The organism is Micromonospora globbae (assembly GCF_003610785.1).
GTDB classification, from domain to species: Bacteria; Actinomycetota; Actinomycetes; order Mycobacteriales; family Micromonosporaceae; genus Micromonospora; species Micromonospora globbae.
This window is the reverse complement of sequence record NZ_RAQQ01000003.1, coordinates 362,661-378,947: the sequence shown is the minus strand read 5'-3', so window position 1 is coordinate 378,947 and position 16,287 is coordinate 362,661. Positions and strand designations below refer to the sequence as shown.

General features: G+C 74.2%; 14 protein-coding genes. 8 read left to right on the top strand and 6 right to left on the bottom strand.

The window, feature by feature from the left end; genetic code table 11:
- The first annotated feature begins 59 nt into the window (after positions 1-59).
- The 6 genes from D7I43_RS06115 (at position 60) to mug (ending at position 4,476) form a co-directional block, all read left to right on the top strand.
- A complete protein-coding gene (locus tag D7I43_RS06115) occupies positions 60-632 on the top strand; it encodes a TetR/AcrR family transcriptional regulator (protein ID WP_120327388.1) in 573 nt (190 codons plus the stop codon).
- An 82-nt stretch (positions 633-714) separates the two neighbouring features.
- On the top strand, positions 715-1,632 hold the full coding sequence (locus D7I43_RS06110) for a TIGR04222 domain-containing membrane protein (RefSeq protein WP_120327387.1): 918 nt from the start codon (positions 715-717) through the stop codon (positions 1,630-1,632).
- Complete coding sequence (locus D7I43_RS06105) at positions 1,629-2,447, top strand: MbnB/TglH/ChrH family RiPP precursor modification enzyme (protein WP_120327437.1); 819 nt, start codon at positions 1,629-1,631, stop codon at positions 2,445-2,447. Before D7I43_RS06110 ends, D7I43_RS06105 begins: the two co-directional genes overlap by 4 nt.
- 62 nt (positions 2,448-2,509) lie before the next feature.
- Entirely contained in the window at positions 2,510-2,992 is a 483-nt protein-coding gene (locus tag D7I43_RS06100) for an SCO6045 C-terminal-like domain-containing protein (RefSeq protein ID WP_240032821.1), read from the top strand.
- A 48-nt stretch (positions 2,993-3,040) separates the two neighbouring features.
- A complete protein-coding gene (locus D7I43_RS06095) occupies positions 3,041-3,802 on the top strand; it encodes an SDR family oxidoreductase (protein WP_120327386.1) in 762 nt (253 codons plus the stop codon).
- Entirely contained in the window at positions 3,799-4,476 is a 678-nt protein-coding gene (gene mug, locus D7I43_RS06090; protein WP_120327385.1) for a G/U mismatch-specific DNA glycosylase, read from the top strand. The genes D7I43_RS06095 and mug overlap by 4 nt, the downstream gene beginning before the upstream one ends.
- Positions 4,477-4,493: 17 nt before the next feature.
- Here the strand turns inward: mug and D7I43_RS06085 are convergent, their stop codons facing one another.
- The 3 genes from D7I43_RS06085 to D7I43_RS06075 all read right to left on the bottom strand — a co-directional run bounded on the left by D7I43_RS06085 (position 4,494) and on the right by D7I43_RS06075 (position 7,676).
- On the bottom strand, positions 4,494-6,482 hold the full coding sequence (locus tag D7I43_RS06085) for an ABC transporter ATP-binding protein (RefSeq protein ID WP_240032811.1): 1,989 nt from the start codon (positions 6,480-6,482) through the stop codon (positions 4,494-4,496).
- A 95-nt stretch (positions 6,483-6,577) separates the two neighbouring features.
- Entirely contained in the window at positions 6,578-7,345 is a 768-nt protein-coding gene (locus D7I43_RS06080) for an enoyl-CoA hydratase/isomerase family protein (protein WP_120327384.1), read from the bottom strand.
- Positions 7,346-7,448: 103 nt separating this feature from the next.
- Entirely contained in the window at positions 7,449-7,676 is a 228-nt protein-coding gene (locus tag D7I43_RS06075) for a helix-turn-helix domain-containing protein (protein ID WP_007462679.1), read from the bottom strand.
- Positions 7,677-7,929: 253 nt separating this feature from the next.
- Between D7I43_RS06075 and D7I43_RS06070 the strand changes: the two genes are divergently transcribed.
- Positions 7,930-8,520: a cadmium resistance transporter gene (locus D7I43_RS06070; protein ID WP_192902082.1), complete on the top strand. Its 591-nt coding sequence runs from the start codon at positions 7,930-7,932 to the stop codon at positions 8,518-8,520.
- A 164-nt stretch (positions 8,521-8,684) separates the two neighbouring features.
- On the opposite strand, the gene D7I43_RS06065 is transcribed toward D7I43_RS06070, so the two are convergent.
- Positions 8,685-10,289: an ABC-F family ATP-binding cassette domain-containing protein gene (locus D7I43_RS06065; protein WP_120327383.1), complete on the bottom strand. Its 1,605-nt coding sequence runs from the start codon at positions 10,287-10,289 to the stop codon at positions 8,685-8,687.
- A 244-nt stretch (positions 10,290-10,533) separates the two neighbouring features.
- Here D7I43_RS06065 and ypfJ point away from each other — a divergent pair, with 244 nt between their 5' ends.
- Positions 10,534-11,445 (top strand): KPN_02809 family neutral zinc metallopeptidase, encoded by a 912-nt coding sequence (gene ypfJ / locus D7I43_RS06060; RefSeq protein WP_120327434.1) that lies wholly within the window; start codon positions 10,534-10,536, stop codon positions 11,443-11,445.
- Between the two features lie 112 nt (positions 11,446-11,557).
- Here the strand turns inward: ypfJ and D7I43_RS06055 are convergent, their stop codons facing one another.
- Both D7I43_RS06055 and D7I43_RS06050 read right to left on the bottom strand, forming a co-directional pair.
- Positions 11,558-12,220: an acVLRF1 family peptidyl-tRNA hydrolase gene (locus tag D7I43_RS06055; RefSeq protein ID WP_120327382.1), complete on the bottom strand. Its 663-nt coding sequence runs from the start codon at positions 12,218-12,220 to the stop codon at positions 11,558-11,560.
- Between the two features lie 83 nt (positions 12,221-12,303).
- The gene (locus D7I43_RS06050; RefSeq protein WP_120327381.1) at positions 12,304-15,942 is read right to left on the bottom strand and encodes a reprolysin-like metallopeptidase; all 3,639 of its coding nucleotides are present in this window, start codon (positions 15,940-15,942) and stop codon (positions 12,304-12,306) included.
- Between the last annotated feature and the right edge of the window lie 345 nt (positions 15,943-16,287).

Sequence of the window (16,287 nt, the reverse complement as noted above, 5' to 3'; positions counted from 1 at the left end):
CAGATCCCAAGCCGTACGTACGGTTTGCGTTACCCGGGGTCACCTGGGACGATCGACGCGTGCCCAGAGTAAGCCAGGACCAGCTCGACGCGCGGCGGCAGGAGATCCTCGCCGCGTCGCGGGCGTGTTTCGCCCGGCACGGTTACGAGGGCGCCACCGTGCGCCGGCTCGAGGAGGCCACCGGGCTGTCCCGCGGAGCCATCTTCCACCACTTCCGCGACAAGGACTCGCTCTTCCTCGCCGTGGCCGAGGACGACGCCGCGGCGATGGTCGAGACGGTGGCCCGCAACGGCCTCGTCCAGGTGATGCGGGACCTGCTGGCCGGGGCGATGTCCCCGGACACGACCGGGTGGTTGGGCACCCAGCTGGAGGTGTCCCGTCGACTGCGGACCGACCCGGCGTTCGCCCGGCGGTGGGCCCAGCGGTCCGCGGCGATCGCCGAGGCGACCCGCGACCGGCTGGCCCGCCAGCGCGAGGCCGGTGTCCTGCGCGAGGACGTCCCCATCGACGTGCTGGCCCAGTTCCTCGAACTCGCCTACGACGGCCTGGTGCTGCATCTCGCGATGGGACGCCCGGCCGGTGACCTCGGCCCGGTGCTCGATCTCGTCGAGGAGGCGGTCCGCCGCCGCTAGCCGGCCGCCGGACGCGGTGCGCCGGCGATGGCGATGGTGCTCCACAATGGGGCGGCCGACCCTCCGGTGACAGGAGCAGCCGATGACCGACCTCGCCGCCCCGGGCGACACCTGGGGCATCCCCGGTCCGACCTTCCTCCGGTTCTACCTCGCCGCGGCCGCGCTCGTCGTGGTCGTCTCGGTGATCCACCGCGTACGGCTGCTCGCCGGCCCCGGCGACGCCGGCACCCTGACGCTCGGCCCACAGCAGGTGGCGTTCCTCAACGGCGGTCCCGGCCTCGCCGTGCACGCCACCGTCGGTGGCCTGCGCAGCACGGGTGCCATCGGGGTCGGACCGGACCGCCGGCTCATGACGACGGGGGCACTGCCCGCGGGGACGACCCCGCTGGACCAGGCGGTGTTCCGTGCGGCCGGCAAGCGGGCCCGGGTGCGGGACCTGCCCCGGGACCAGTGGGTGAGCCGGGCGCTCACCGACCTGCGCGAGGGCCTCGAACAGCGCGGGCTGCTCCTCACGGCCGTCCAGCGGACCGCCGCGCGGCGGGGCGCGTTCTTCCTGATCTCGCTGCTGATCATCGGCGGGATGCGGGCCGTCGCCGGGCTCACCAACGGGCGACCCACCGGCTACCTCATGCTCAGCCTGGCGGCGATCTTCGTGTTCCTCCTGGTGCTGGGCCGGGTGCCGCACCTGACCCGCGCCGGCCGGCGGGCGCTGCGCGAGACGCGGCGGCAGCACGTCCACCTCGCGCCGTCGTCGTCCCCGGCGTACGCGACGTACGGCGCGGCCGGCGCCGCCATGGGCGTGGCGCTGTTCGGCACCGCCTCGCTCTGGGCCCTCGATCCCGGCTTCGCCGAGCAGGCCGAGATCCAGCGGCAGGCGATCTCCGGCGCCGGTGGCTACAGCGGCACGAGCGGAGGTGGCTCGTGCGGCGGCGGCAGTTCGTGCGGAGGCGGCAGCTCCTGCGGCGGAGGTGGCTGCGGCGGGGGCGGGTGCGGCGGATGACCGGCCCGACGGGCGTCGGCATCGGCTGGCGCCCCGAGATCGCCGGCTTCGTCGCCGAGCTGCCCGGGCTGCGGTTCGTCGAGGTGGTGGCGGAGTCGGTGGCGGCCTCCGGGCCGCTGCCGCCCGGGCTCGCCGACCTGCGCGGTCGCGGGGTGACCGTCGTGCCCCACGGCGTACGGCTCTCCCTCGGCGGGGCGGAGCCCGTCGACCCGGCCCGGGTCGCGCACCTCGCCGCGGTGGCCGAGCTGGTCGCCGCGCCGCTGGTGAGCGAGCACATCGCGTTCGTCCGCGCCGGCGGGCTGGAGGCCGGTCACCTGCTGCCGTTGCCGCGCAGCCGGGCCGCCGTGGACGCCGTCTGCGCCAACGTGGCCCGCGCGCAGGCGGAGATCCCGGTGCCGATCGCGCTGGAGCCGATCGCCGCGCTCTTCGACTGGCCCGACGACGAGCTGGACGAGGCCGCGTTCCTCACCGAGATCCTCGACAGGACCGGGGCGCTGCTGCTGCTCGACATCGCCAACGTCTACGCCAACGCGCGCAACCGGGGCGCCGACCCGCTCGACCTGCTCGACCGGCTGCCGCTGGAGCGGGTCGGCTACGTGCACGTGGCCGGCGGCGCCGAGCACGGCGGCTTCTACCACGACACGCACACCGATCCGGTTCCGCCGGCCGTGCTGGAGCTGGTCGGGGAACTCTGCGCCCGTCGGCGACCGCCCGCGCTGCTGCTCGAACGCGACGGCGCCTACCCGCCCGCGTCCGTGCTCCGCGCCGAACTCGACGCGCTCGCCGCGGCGTCCGGCTTCCCGGTGGTCACGTGACGGTGGGACCGGCGGCGGACGGAGGCCGCGTGGACGACCTGGCGGCGCGGCAGCCGGAGCAGGTGGACGACCTCGCCGCGCGGCAGGCGGAGCGCGTGGACGACCTCGCCGCGCGGCAGGCGGAGCTGGTGGCCGCCCTGGTCGCCGGCGGGCCGGTGCCGCCCGGGTTCGCTCCGGCGCCGCTGGCCGCGGCCCGCACCGCCCTGCTGCGCAAGCGGGCCGGCGAGGTGGCCCGGCACTGGCCCCTCCTGGCGGCCTCCTTCGGGTCCGACTGGACGGCGACGTTCGCCGGTTGGGCGGCCGGGCGGCCGACCCAGGGGTCGCTGCGCGACGGTTGGGACCTGGCCCGCGCGCTGCGCGAGCGGGGCACGCTGCCACCGCTCGGCGCCGAGGAGCTCGCGTTGCGGGAGGCCGCCGCCCGCTACGACGGCCGGCGGGCGCCCCGACCGCGCCGGTTGCCGTCGCTCGGCCGCGCGGGAGGTGCCGTCGCGGTCCAGGTCGCCGGGCGGGTGCGCCTCCTCCGCCCCGCCAGCCGCGCCGCGTAGGTCACCGCGGCTGGCCCTGGTCGACCGGCGTACGGCAGGATCGGCGGCATGGATCTCGGACTCACCGAACGGGTGTACGTGCTGACCGGCGCCTCCAAGGGCCTCGGGTACGCGACGGCCGAGTATCTGGTCGCCGACGGCGCGCGCGTGGTGCTGTCGGCGCGGGACGCCGACGCGGTCGCCGACGCGGCGCAGCGCCTCGGCGGCGCGGAGCGCGCGGTGGGTGTCGCCGCCGACCTCGGCGACCCGACGACTCCCGAGCGCCTGGTCGCCGCGGCCCGCGAGCACTTCGGCCGGCTCGACGGTGCGCTGATCTCGGTGGGCGGGCCGCCGCCGGGCACGGTCGCGTCGGTCACCGACGAACAGTGGCGGGCCTCGTTCGAGACGGTCTTCCTCGGGGCCGTACGCGCCCTGCGCGCGGTCGCCGCCTCCCTCACCGACGGCGGGGCGATCGGGCTGGTCCTCTCCACCTCCGCCCGGAGCCCGGTGCCCGGGCTGGGCATCTCCAACGGGCTGCGGCCCGGCCTGGTGGGAGCCGCGAAGGACGTGGCCGACGAGTACGGGCCGCGCGGCGTACGGGTCGTCGGGCTCCTCCCCGGCCGCATCCTCACCGACCGCAACCGGGAGCTGCTGGCCGCCGCCGGTGACCCGGGCCTGGCCCTCACCGAGATCGAAGCGGGCATCCCCCTGCGCCGCATCGGCGACCCCGCCGAGTTCGGCCGCGTCGCCGCGTTCGTCCTCTCCCCCGCCGCCAGCTACCTCACCGGGATCACCATTCCCGTCGACGGCGGCGCGCTGCGTACGCTGTGACCCCCGATCCGTCCGGCGGACGCCGGCCCGACCGGTCCCGCCCCGGCACACCGGCCCCGGGCGCGCGGCGGCCCGGTTCCACACCGGCCGGCGACCACCGTCCCGCGACCAGCCCCGCCGGCCGCTATCCCCGGCCCACCCGGGAGGAACTCGCGGCGGCGGCCGACCGCACCCTCCCCGACGTCATCGCGCCGGGCCTGGACGTGCTGTTCGTCGGGATCAACCCCGGACTCTGGTCGGCCGCCACGGGCTGGCACTTCGCGCGGCCCGGCAACCGGTTCTGGCCGGCGCTGCACCGGGGCGGGTTCACCCCTCGGCTGCTGCACCCGAGCGAGCAGGACACGCTGCCCGGGTACGGGATCGGCATCACCAACATGGTGGCCCGGGCCAGCGCCCGCGCCGACGAGCTGACCGCCGCCGAACTGGTCGAGGGCGCGCAGATCCTCCGGGACAAGGTGGCGCGGTACCGGCCCCGCTGGGTGGCGGTGGTCGGGGTGACCGCGTACCGCATCGGCTTCGCGCGGCCGAAGGCCACGTTCGGCGCCCAGCCGGAACGCCTCGCCGACGCCCGGCTGTGGGTGCTGCCCAACCCGAACGGCCTGAACGCCCACTTCACGCCCGAGACCCTGGGCGCGGCCTTCGCCGAGCTGCGCCAGGCGTCGACCGTGCTCTGAGCCGCCCCGGCCGGGGGTCAGTTCGCGGCGGCCGGCGGCAGCGCCTCGTCGGGCACGTACGTGCCCAGCGGCATGACGACGGGCTCCGGGCCGGTCGCGTCCACGTACGGCGTGGGCGAGTCGGCGACCGCGAACTGCGTGCGGTAGAGCTCGGCGTAGAGGCCGCCGACGGCCACCAGTTCCTCGTGCCGCCCCCGCTCGACGATCCGTCCGCCGTCGAGGACGAGGATCTGGTCGGCGTCGCGGACCGTCGAGAGCCGGTGCGCGATGACCAGCGCCGTACGCCCGGCCAGCGCCACCGACAGCGCCCGCTGCACGGCGGCCTCGCTCTCCGAGTCGAGGTGGGCCGTCGCCTCGTCGAGGATGACGATCGAGGGCGCCTTGAGCAGCAGCCGGGCGATGGCGATGCGCTGCTTCTCGCCGCCGGAGAAGCGGTAGCCGCGCTCGCCGACCGTGGTGTCCAGCCCGTCGGGCAGGGACCGGATCAGGTCGGCGACCTGCGCGCCGGCCAGCGCCGCCCAGAGTTCGTCGTCGGTGGCGTCCGGCTTCGCGTACCGCAGGTTCTCGCGGATCGTCTCGTGGAACAGGTGCGAGTCCTGGGTGACCACGCCGATCTCGTCGCGCAGCGAGGCCAGGGTGGCGTCCCGCACGTCGACGCCGCCGACCAGCACCTGGCCGTCGGTGACGTCGTAGACGCGCGGGATCAGCATGGACAGCGTCGACTTGCCGGCACCGGACGGGCCCACGAGGGCCACCATCTGCCCCGGCTCGACGGTGAAGGAGACGCCGCGCAGCACCGGCTCGTTGACCGTACGGTCGAGCGTGGCCACCTCCTCCAGCGACGCGAGCGAGATCTCCACGGCGCTCGGGTAGCGGAACCGGACGTCGCGGAACTCGACGCGGCCGTTGCCCCGCGGCACCGGCACGGCGTCGGGCTTCTCCTCGATCGCCGGGCGCAGGTCGAGCACCTCGAAGACCCGGTCGAAGGAGACCAGCGCGCTCATCACGTCGACACGGACGTTGGAGAGGGCGGTCAGCGGGCCGTACAGCCGGGTGAGCAGCAGCGCGAGCGTCACGACGGTGCCGGCGCTGACGTGGCCGCCGACGGCGAGCCAGCCGCCCAGCCCGTACGTGAGGGCCTGGGCGAGCGAGGCGACGAGCAGCATGGCCACGAAGAACGTCCGCGAGTACATGGCGGACTGGATGCCGATGTCGCGCACCCGCTCGGCCCGCACGGCGAACCGGCGCGCCTCCGCCTCCGGCTGGCCGAACAGCTTGACCAGCAGGGCGCCGGCCACGCCGAACCGCTCGGTCATGGTGGCGTTCATCTTGGCGTCCAGGTTGTACGCCTCGCGGGTGATGTCGGCGAGGCGGCGGCCGACGCGCCGGGCCGGGATGATGAAGAGCGGCAGCAGCACGAGCGACAGGGCCGTGATCTGCCAGGAGAGGGTGAACATGACGCCGGCGGTCAGCACGAGCTGGATGACGTTGCTGACCACGCCGGAGAGCGTCGAGGTGAAGGCCCGCTGGGCGCCGAGCACGTCGTTGTTGAGGCGGCTCACCAGGGCGCCGGTCTGGGTCCGGGTGAAGAACTGCAACGGCATGCGCTGCACGTGGTCGTAGACCCGTGTGCGCAGGTCGAGGATGATGCCCTCGCCGATGCGCGCCGAGTACCACCGTTGCGCGAGGGAGAGCAGCGCGTCGGCGATCGCGAGGCCGGCGATGATCAGCGCCAGACGGACCACCAGCGAACCGGCTTCGGACCCGCCCCGGTTGATCGCGTTGATCACGTCACCGGCGAGCACCGGCGTCGCCACCCCGATGATCGCGGCCAGCACGACGGTGACGAGGAAGACGATGATGTCTCGCCGGTAGGGCCGGGCGAACGCCACGATCCGCCGCGCCACCCCGCGCCGGAGCCGGTGCGCGGAGACCTCGTCCTCGTTGCGCATCGACCGGAGCATGCTCCAGCCGGCCACGCCGCCCATCGGGTTGGACACGCTCACCTCCGGGATCGTCGGGTCGACCACACCGTCGGGTCAATTCTCCCGACGAGTGTGACAACCTCGCTCGTAACCCGAATCTTCCCGGACGGTCCTTACTATTCTCCCCGCCCGGCGAGGTCCCGCAGGCGGCGGGTCTGCGCCTCGCGTTCCGCCCGCTGCTGCTCGGCGTGGCTGCGGGCGGCGGCACCGGCGAGCAGCGCCTTGATCTCCACGACCGCGTCCCGGTTGTTGGCCAGCAGGCCGGCGGTCAGGTCGGCCACCGCCCCGTCGAGGTCAGCCGGCGGTACGACGAGCGTGGCGAGCCCGATCCGGTCCGCCTCGGCGGCGTCCATCCGGCGGCCGGTGGCGCAGATCTCCAGCGCCCGGGAGTAGCCGACCAGCTCGACCAGGCGCTTGGTGCCGGCGAGGTCCGGCACGAGACCGAGGGTCACCTCGGCCATCGAGAGCTTCGCGTCCTGCGCGAGCACCCGCAGGTCGCAGGCGAGGGCGAGCTGGAAGCCGGCCCCGATGGCGTGGCCCTGCACGGCCGCCACGGAGATGATGTCCGGGCGGTGCAGCCAGGTGAAGGCGGCCTGGAACTCGGCGATCCGGTCGGCGCACTCCTGCTCGGGCAGGCCGGCGAGCTCGACGAAGGAACCCGGCCCGGACGCGCCGGCGACCGACAGGTCGAGGCCGGCGGAGAACGCGCGGCCCTCACCGCGCACGACCACGACGCGGACGTCGCCCGGAAGCTCCCGGGAGAAGTCGATCATCGCGCGCCACATGGCCGGAGTCTGGGCGTTGAGCACGTCGGGCCGGCACAACGTGACCGTCGCGACCGGCCCGTCGCAGTCCAGCCGTACTCCGGTCGCCTCGGCGGTCACCGGGCGGCCCGAAGGACGGCGCGGATGAACGAGCGGGACGATGATCCGGCCTGCGCGCCGCGATGCGGCACCGCGGACCGAACGAACGTCGTCGCGGGGTACGTCACGCCTTCTTGCGACGCCGGGCGCCGCCGCGCTGGCGCAGCTGCACGCCGGACTCGGTGAGCACTCGGTGGATGAAGCCGTAGGAACGGCCGGTCGAGGCCGCGAGGGCGCGGATGCTCTCCCCCGAGGTGTACCGCTTTACCAGGTCCTTGGCGAGCGTCTGACGCTCGGCTCCGACGATCCGGCGACCCTTCTCAGTGCTGGTGGCTGTGCCGGTGGCTGCCATGCTGTGTCCTCACGTCCCAGACTGTGCGGTTCGGATACGGTCCCACCTATTAGACCGCCTCGAACGATCATGCGCCAGATATCAACTATTCGCCAACCGACACGCTATGCGATGTCAGCTTCCCGATAGGGTGACGCCCTTGCGGAAGCCGGGTCCCTCCCACCGCCCGCGTAGCGGCGGGCCGACCCGCTGCCGGCGGCTCCGGGTGCCCGATCGAGCCGGCCCGGGCCGTAGTCTGCCGAGCGTGATCGACATGCTCGGCAGCGCGGGCGCCGCCGCCGTGGTCTTCGCGGCCACCGACATCGACGACATCGTCATCCTGACCCTGTTCTTCGTGGCCGCGCGCACCACCGGCCGGCCGCGACGCCGGCAGATCGTCGCCGGGCAGTACCTGGGCATCGGCGTGCTGGCGGTGGCGAGCGCCGTCGTCGCGGCCGGGCTGCTGGTCGTACCGGAGCCCTGGACGGGGCTGCTCGGCCTGCTGCCGATCGCGCTCGGCGTCCGCGCGCTGCTCCACCGCGACGACGAGGAGCCACCGGCCGTGGCGACCGGCGCGCTCGGGGTGGCCGGGGTGACCATCGCCAACGGCGCCGACAACGTGGCCGTGTACGTGCCGGTGTTCCGCGCCCTCGGCCCCGCCGACAGCGCCGTCTACCTGCTGGTGTTCGTGGTGCTCGTCGCGCTCTGGTGCGCCGCGGGCGCCTGGCTCGGCGGGCACCCCCGGGTGGTCCGCCTCGTGGAGCGGGCCGGGCACTGGCTCGTCCCGGCCCTCTTCGTGGCGATCGGCGTGGTCATCCTGGCCACCTCCGGCGTCCTGTCCCACCTGCCAACCCTGATCCCGTAAGTCCCCGCCCCGCCCCGGCGCCCGTCCTGCCCTGCCCCGGCGCCGTCCCGTCCCGTCGATCATGAGGTTATTGCCGCGACACGCCGAGGCGAAGGGCAATAACCTCATGATCGACGGGAGCAGCCGGCCGGGGCCGGGCAGCCCGGCCGGGCGCGCGGAATGGGTCAGGCCAGCTCTACCAGTTCCAGGAGGTCGTCGCTCCAGGCGTCCTCGTCGCCGTCGGGGAGCAGGATGGCCCGGTCGGGCTTGAGCGCCTCGACCGCGCCCGGGTCGTGCGTGACCAGCACGATCGCGCCCGGGTAGCGCGCGATCGCGTCGAGCACCTGCTCGCGGCTGACCGGGTCCAGGTTGTTGGTGGGCTCGTCGAGCAGCAGCACGTTGGCGCCCGAGCAGACCAGGGTAGCCAGGGCCAGCCGCGTCTTCTCGCCGCCCGACAGCACCCCGGCGGGCTTGTCCACGTCCTCGCCGGAGAAGAGGAACGCGCCGAGGATCTTGCGCAGGTCCGTGTCGGTCTGCTCCGGCGCGGCGCTGCGCATGTGGTCCAGCACGCTCCGGTCCACGTCGAGCGTCTCGTGCTCCTGCGCGTAGTAGCCCAGCCGCAGGCCGTGGCCCGGATTGACCTGACCGGTGTCCGGTTCGAGCAGGCCGCCGAGGATCCGCAGCAACGTGGTCTTGCCGGCGCCGTTGAGCCCGAGGATGGCCACCCGGGAGCCCCGGTCGACCGCCACGTTCACGTCGGTGAAGATCTCCAGCGAGCCGTACGACTTGGAGAGGCCCGTGGCGGTGAGCGGGGTCTTGCCGCACGGCGCCGGCGTGGGGAAGCGCACCTTGGCCACCTTGTCGGCGACCCGCACCTCCTCCAGCCCGGACAGCAGCCGCTCGGCCCGGCGGGCCATGTTCTGCGCGGCGACCGTCTTGGTGGCCTTGGCCCGCATCTTGTCGGCCTGGGCCATGAGCGCGCCGGCCTTCTTCTCGGCGTTGGCCCGCTCGCGGCGGCGGCGGCGCTCGTCGGTCTCGCGGGCCTCCAGGTACGCCTTCCAGCCCAGGTTGTAGACGTCGACGACCGAGCGGGTGGCGTCGAGGAACCAGACCTTGTTCACGACGGCGTCAAGCAGCGAGGCGTCGTGGCTGATCACGACCAACCCGCCCTTGTGGTTGGCGAGGAAGCCCCGCAGCCAGGTGATCGAGTCCGCGTCGAGGTGGTTGGTGGGCTCGTCGAGCAGCAGGATGCCGCCGCCGTTCTCGCCGGCGTCGCGGAACAGGATCCGGGCCAGTTCGATGCGCCGACGCTGACCGCCGGAGAGGGTGCCGATGGGCTGGGCGAGCGCCCGGTCGGGCAGGCCGAGGTTGGCGCAGATGCGGGCCGCCTCCGCCTCGGCGGCGTACCCGCCCAGCGACGCGAACTGGTCCTCCAGCGCGCCGTAGCGGCGCACCAGGCGCTCGTCGGCGTCGTCGGCGAGCTTGGCCTCGATCTCCTTCATCTGGGACATGAGCACGTCGAGGCCCCGGGCGGAGAGCACCCGGTCCCGGCCGGTGACGTCGAGGTCGCCGGTACGCGGGTCCTGCGGCAGGTAGCCGATGTTGCTGCGGCGCTCGATCTGCCCGGCGTACGGCTGTCCCTCCCCCGCCAGCACCTTGAGGGTGGTGGTCTTGCCGGCGCCGTTGCGGCCGACCAGACCGATCCGGTCACCGGGCTGCACGCGCAGCGTGGTGTCGGACAGCAGGATGCGGGCGCCGGCGCGCAACTCCAGGCCGGTTGCAGTGATCATTTCGTGGGGCTCGCTCTCGGGGTCTGGAAGGCTGACTCAGGGCACACGAAAGCGCCGGCGGGCGACGGGCCCGTCGGCGCGGGGCGGTTCAGCCTTCGCAGCGCAGCACGGCGACAAGTGTACCGGCCGGCGTCCGACTTTCCCTCCGGATTACCAATCAAGATCATCGGGTACGAAACCAGGCGTCCGGGCCCGGTCCGGTACCGCAAGCACCTTCACGGCCCAATCGGTGATCGGGGACAACATGCAGCTGAACGAGAACGCGCAGATCGACACCAGCCAGGTGGACGACCGCCGTGGCTCGGGCGGGGGCGGTATCGGCGGGATACCGATCCCCATCGGTGGCGGCCGCGGCGGCATCGTCGGCCTCGTCGTCGCGGTCCTGGTGGCCCTGCTCGGCGGCGGCTTCGGGCTGAACGCGGCCCTGGACGGTGGCGGCGACTCGACGGGCGACAACACCTCGCTGGAGCAGAAGTGCTCGGCGGACGACGCGCTCCAGCAGTTGGACTGCCGGAACACCCTCTACGTCAACTCCATCCAGGCGTACTGGCAGGCCGAGCTGCCCCGGGCCTTCGGCGAGCAGTACCAGCCGTCGAAGACCGTCTTCTTCAGCCAGGCCGTCAACACGGCGTGCGGCGGAGCCGACTCCGGCGTCGGCCCGTTCTACTGCCCCGCCGACGACCTGGTCTACATCGACCTCAGCTTCTACCGGGTGCTCGCCGACCAGCTCGGCGCCGAGGGCGAGTTCGCGCAGCCGTACGTGCTGGCCCACGAGTACGGCCACCACGTGCAGGACCTGCTCGGCACCGAGGCGCAGATGCGCCGCCAGCAGCAGCGCGACCCGGGCAACGCCAACGCGCTCTCGGTGAAGCTGGAGCTGCAGGCCGACTGCTACGCGGGCGCGTGGGCGCGCAACGCCACCGGCACCGCCGACGCGGGCGGCCAGAAGATCTTCACGAGCATCAGCGAGCAGGACATCCAGCAGGCGATCGACACCGCCGAGAAGATCGGCGACGACGCCATCTCGGAGCGGGCCAACCGGCCGGTGAACCCGGACGAGTTCACCCACGGCTCGTCGGCCCAGCGCAAGGAGTGGTTCACCCGGGGCTACTCCAGCGGGGACCCGAAGGCCTGCGACACCTTCGGCAACGGCTGATTCCTCCCTCCCCCATCCGGGCCCCCGGCTCCGCCGCCGGGGGCCCGGCCACGTCCGCGCCACGATCGCGCTCGATTCCGCGGTGGTGGCCGCCACACCCGGGGGCGGTCGGTCAGGCGCGGGCGTCCCGGTCGGGGTCGCGGACCAGGATCCGGACCGCCCGGGCCGCCGCGACCGCGTCGACGAGCACGGCGTGCCGTGGCTCGGGCACGTCGAGGAGCCGGTCGGCACGCAGCGCCGCCAGCGACGCGAGCCGCCGGTCGGCGAGCACGGTGTCGACGGCCCGCCGGTCACCGCCGACGACCAGGGCGGCCAGCGAGCCCGCCTCCGGCAGCAGCAGGCGTACGGCCAGGTCGGCCGCGTCGCCCAGCGCCGCCTTCGCCTGGTTGTCGCGCCGGCGGGCGAAGCGCTGCTGGGACCAGCCGCCGGCGGCCGTACGCCCCTGCACGTAACGGGTGTCCACCTTCGACACGACGAGGTCGGCGCCCTCGGCGACCCCGACCGCCACCGCGCCCTTGCGGGCGAGCAGCAGGCCGATCCGGCGTGGCGCGGTGGCCTCGGCCACGAACGCGGGCACGTCGTCGGTCGGCGGCGCGCCGGGCGGGGCGTGCAGTTCGGCGGTCGCGCCGTCGGGGGCGGTCAGCAGCAGCCCGTACGCCTGGATGCTGACGCTCGGCGGGCCGTGCCGGTCGGTGAAGCCCGCCACCCAGCGGGCCACGCGGGCCGGGTCGACCTCGACCCACCGACCGCCACCGGCAGCGGGTCGGCTGTTCATGGCCCGACGGTACGGCACCGGGGGCCGGCCCGGCGCCGCGGGACGCGGGAGGACGCCCGGGCGCCCTCCCGCGTCGTCGGCGGTCAGTGGACGGTGAGGTTGCCCCCGACCAGCCGCGCCTCGGCGGTGCCGGCGCCGCTCCAGTCGGACGAGAAGAGCAGTTCACCGCCCCGCCAGAGCGTGACGCCGACGGTGTCGTCGCGGCCGGGGCTGCCCCGGTCGGTCACCGTCGCCGTGAGCGTCAGCCCGCCGGCCACCAGCCTGCCGTCGCTGTCGTGCAGGCTCGCCCGGTACCGCACCTGCGCCAGGTCGCCGGCGCGGCTCAGGCCGAGGCCCTCGACGGCGGTGCCGCGGATCTGGTAGTCGCGGCCCGCCGACCGGAAGTCGACGGTCGCCGAGCCGGTCGGGCTCCGGCCGGCCTTCGCCGGCTTCGCGACCAGGTCGACCGTCACCCGGGAGCCCGGCGTGACCGGGAAGAGCCCCGCGGACCGGCCCGCGTCCAGCGTGCCGTCACCGGTGAGGAACGCCCCGTCGGAGGGGGCGACCCGCACCTGCGCGCTGGTCGCACCGGTGTAGTGGCCGCCGACCGTGGCGGTGACGGTGTGCGTGCCCGTCGGCAGGGTGGCCTCGCAGGAGGCGGAGCCGCTGCCGGCGGGAGAGCCGAGCAGGTCCACCACGCCCGTGCACAGCGGCACGCCGCCCTCGGTGAACGTCACGGTCGCACGCCGCACGTCGCCCGTGGTGGTGTCGGACGCGCCGGGCAGCACCGAGCCGTCCCGCACCACCGCCCGCAGCAGGGCGGTGCCGGACCTGCCGCCGGCCGCGGTGGTGACGAGGGTGTCACCGGCCCAGCTCACGGCCGCGTCCTCGGCGCCGACGCGGACCGTGAAGGACGTGCTCGCGGCCAGCCCCGTGCCGTCGGAGACCGTGACGGTGACCGGATAGTCGCCGGGGGCCGCCGTGGTGGCGCCCGCGACGGTCCAGCTCCGCGTACCCGGGCGGGTGTCCGCGCCGGAGGTCGCCGCCACGGCGAGGGACAGGCCGGCCGGCAGGCCCACGGCGGACGCGGTCAACGCCGCACCCGCGGTGTCCGCGTCGCTCGCGGTGACCGTGACCGTCGGCGCGAGCGCGTCACTGTACTGGACGGCCACGCCGCCCGTCGGGGCGTCGTGGGACACCTCGGGGACGGCCCGGATCGTGAGGTCGGCGTCGTTGAGGTCGAAGAACACGTTGCCGACCGCCTCGATCCTGATCCGCGCCCGGTCCGTCGCCACGTTCGGCAGGGTCACCGAGGCGCTGCCCGTGTTGGGTACGGCGTCGGCCAGCACGTGCGGGAAGGTCGCGCCGCCGTCGACGGAGAGCGAGATCCGCACCTGGCGGGCGTTCACCGGTGCCACGTCCGTGCCCGCCACGTCCCAGGTCACGGTCTGGGTCGAGCCGCCGTCGAGCACGGCGCCGTCGCCCTGCGAGGTGACCAGGAACGGCCCGGCGTCCGGGGCCAGCACGACCGCCACGTCCGCACTGCCGACGCCACCGCCGCCGAGCCGCCCGTCCCGGGCGGTGAGCTTGAAGTGCAGGGTGCGGTCGTTGTTCAGGCCGACCCAGTCCCGGGTGGGCAGGAACTCGGAGTAGCAGTCGACCAGCTCCGCCGGCACGTTGGACGCGCCGCCGGTGGGCGGCGGCGCCGGCGCGGCCGGGCAGGCGCCCGTCTTCGCGTTCGTGTTGCCGGCCGCGATCTGCCCCAGGTCCGGGAACACCCGGGTCGGGTTCGTGGTGACCGCGTTCTGGCCCGGGGAGTGGTACTTCAGGGTGTCCTCCGGCGACACGTACGCCGCCTGGCCGAACACGCGGAACAGCGGCCCGTTCGTCTTGGTGTTGTTCACCAGCGCGGTGCCGGCCGCGGCGCCCCGGTCGTTCTGCTCCCAAAGGTACGTGACCGCGTCGCCGTCGGCGTCGGTGGCGCTGCCGGTCAGCGCGAACGGTGTGCGCACCGGGATGGTGACGGTGTCCGGCACGGTGACCACCGGCGCGTGGTTGCCGGTCTCCTCGACGAGGAAGCCGCCGTTGTCGATGGCGCCGCCCTTCGCCGTCTCGCCGACGAAACCGGAGGCGCCGGAGACGGTGGACAGCGCGAGCTGGTCCACGTTGGTGCCGGCCAGCGTGCCGCCGAAGGTGACCTGGAAGCCGGTGTCGTTCAGTGTCCCGCTGCCACCGAAGGCGGCGACCGTGACGGTCGCGCCGGCGGGCCAACCCGCGGCCGACTCGATGGCCGCCTTGATGCCGGCCGTCGTGTAGTTGACGCCCCGCACGACGGGGGCCGACTCGACGCCGCCGACGCTGACGGTGAACGAGTCACCGTCGGTGTCGAAGTCCCGCAGCGACACGGTCTGCACCTCGTTGATCGCCGGCCGGGTCGAGGTGACGTAGTTGGTGATCTCGGTGTAGCTGCGGTGCGACCAGTACGGGTCGCTGTGCGGCTGGATGTTGTCCTGCTGGCAGATCCCGGCGTACGCCATGATGGACGACCCGCTGCCCGGCTCGTACGAGTTCGCGGCGCTGCGGTTGCCGCCCGAGCAGTTGTACTGCGTGCCGTTGAAGGTGTGGTTGCCGGCGAACTGGTGGCCGATCTCGTGTGCCACGTAGTCGACCGCGTAGTAGTCCCCGACCGGTGTCGGCAGGCCCGTGCAGCCCTGCGCCTTGCCGTTGCCGCCGACGACGCCGAGGCTCGCGACGCCGCCACCGTTGACGCCGAGACCGATGTGGCCCACGTCGTAGTTGCTCGCCCCCACGAGCTGACCGAGGACGATCCGGTTCCGGCTCAGCGTGCCGCCACCGCAGGAGCTGAGCTGCGCCGGCGTGAAGCAGGCGGCCGCCCCGCACGGGCCGTTCGGCTCGGTGGCCAGCGCCGGGGTGTTCAGGTTCGTCCGGTCGGTGGCGTTGACGAGCACGAGCCGGATCGCGGTCTCGTCCTCGTAGATCTGCGTCACCCGGTTCATGAGGGTCACCTTGGCGGCGGTCACGTTCTCGGCGCCGAAGAAGGCGGCGTACGACGGGTCGGTCACCAGCGCGACCCGGTAGGTGCGCAGCAGCACCCGCGGCCCGACCGGCACCTCCGCCGGCGCCGCGCCGACCTCGTCCTCCAGGGCACGCGCCGCCGCGGCGACGTCCTCCCGCTCGATCAGGGCACCGTGCGGGTTCCGGAGGTCACGGGCGAAGTAGCTCGCGTACAGGCTCTGGTCGAGGTGGTAGTAGGGGTCGATGTACCAGGCGCCGGAGGTGGACCGGACCGAGGCGTGGAAACCCAGCGGGGTGAGGTCCGCCCGGATGGTGGCGGTCGGGTCGTCGAGGCCCTTGCCCGCGTACGTCGTGATCTCGGGGTGGGCGGCCGCGAGGCCGGCCTCCATGACCGGCGACTCCACCAGCTCGAAGCGCTGGAAGCTGCCGTCCGGCGCGGGGAGCGACACCACCTGCCGCTGCTGGCGCGCCGAGCGGGCGCGTTCCTGGGGCACCCGCTCCAGGGCGCCGCGCAGGGCGTCGCGGTCGAGGGTGTACGCGGCGAGCCGCTCGGCGTCCACCGTGGCCTTGCGGCCGGCCTTGGTCGGCGCCGGTGTGCCGTCCACCTTCTGCCACGGACTGTCGGGGGCCGGGGCGGCGGCGGCCGGGGTGGGCGCCAGCACCGGCAGTGTCGCCGCCGCGAGCGCGGCGACGAGCAGGGTGGCCATCCGTCCACGTTTCGGCCGGCCGGCGGGTGACCCGTGTCGTGGTCGACGTATCAGGGTGAGCCTCACGTCGTCTCCTGTCGGGTGAGGAGTGGCTGGAGTCCTCCGCGCGGTCCGGGTTGACGGAGCGTACGCGAGTGATCCACTGACTGCTCGTGACCCTAGGCGGACGGCGGACCCACGACATCAGCCGGACAGCCAGTGCCGGTCCGGTTCGGACGGTCTGCGGTGGACGGTGTACGCGTCGGCGCGCGATGGCGTGCGTGCCGATCCCGAGCGCCGGTCAGCGGGCGTCCGGTCAGCAGGGCGCTCGTCGGCGGGCGCGCTGGTCAGCGGGGCGCTGGTCAG

What these genes read in the sequence shown, in the direction of transcription:
- D7I43_RS06110 (WP_120327387.1), top strand. Translation starts at nt 715, where the DNA reads ATGACCGACCTCGCCGCCCCGGGCGACACCTGGGGCATCCCCGGTCCG.
- D7I43_RS06070 (WP_192902082.1), top strand. Translation starts at nt 7,930, where the DNA reads ATGCTCGGCAGCGCGGGCGCCGCCGCCGTGGTCTTCGCGGCCACCGAC.
- D7I43_RS06065 (WP_120327383.1), bottom strand. Translation starts at nt 10,289, where the DNA reads ATGATCACTGCAACCGGCCTGGAGTTGCGCGCCGGCGCCCGCATCCTG.
- D7I43_RS06105 (WP_120327437.1), top strand. Translation starts at nt 1,629, where the DNA reads ATGACCGGCCCGACGGGCGTCGGCATCGGCTGGCGCCCCGAGATCGCC.
- D7I43_RS06055 (WP_120327382.1), bottom strand. Translation starts at nt 12,220, where the DNA reads ATGAACAGCCGACCCGCTGCCGGTGGCGGTCGGTGGGTCGAGGTCGAC.
- D7I43_RS06075 (WP_007462679.1), bottom strand. Translation starts at nt 7,676, where the DNA reads ATGGCAGCCACCGGCACAGCCACCAGCACTGAGAAGGGTCGCCGGATC.
- ypfJ (WP_120327434.1), top strand. Translation starts at nt 10,534, where the DNA reads ATGCAGCTGAACGAGAACGCGCAGATCGACACCAGCCAGGTGGACGAC.
- D7I43_RS06050 (WP_120327381.1), bottom strand. Translation starts at nt 15,942, where the DNA reads ATGGCCACCCTGCTCGTCGCCGCGCTCGCGGCGGCGACACTGCCGGTG.
- D7I43_RS06095 (WP_120327386.1), top strand. Translation starts at nt 3,041, where the DNA reads ATGGATCTCGGACTCACCGAACGGGTGTACGTGCTGACCGGCGCCTCC.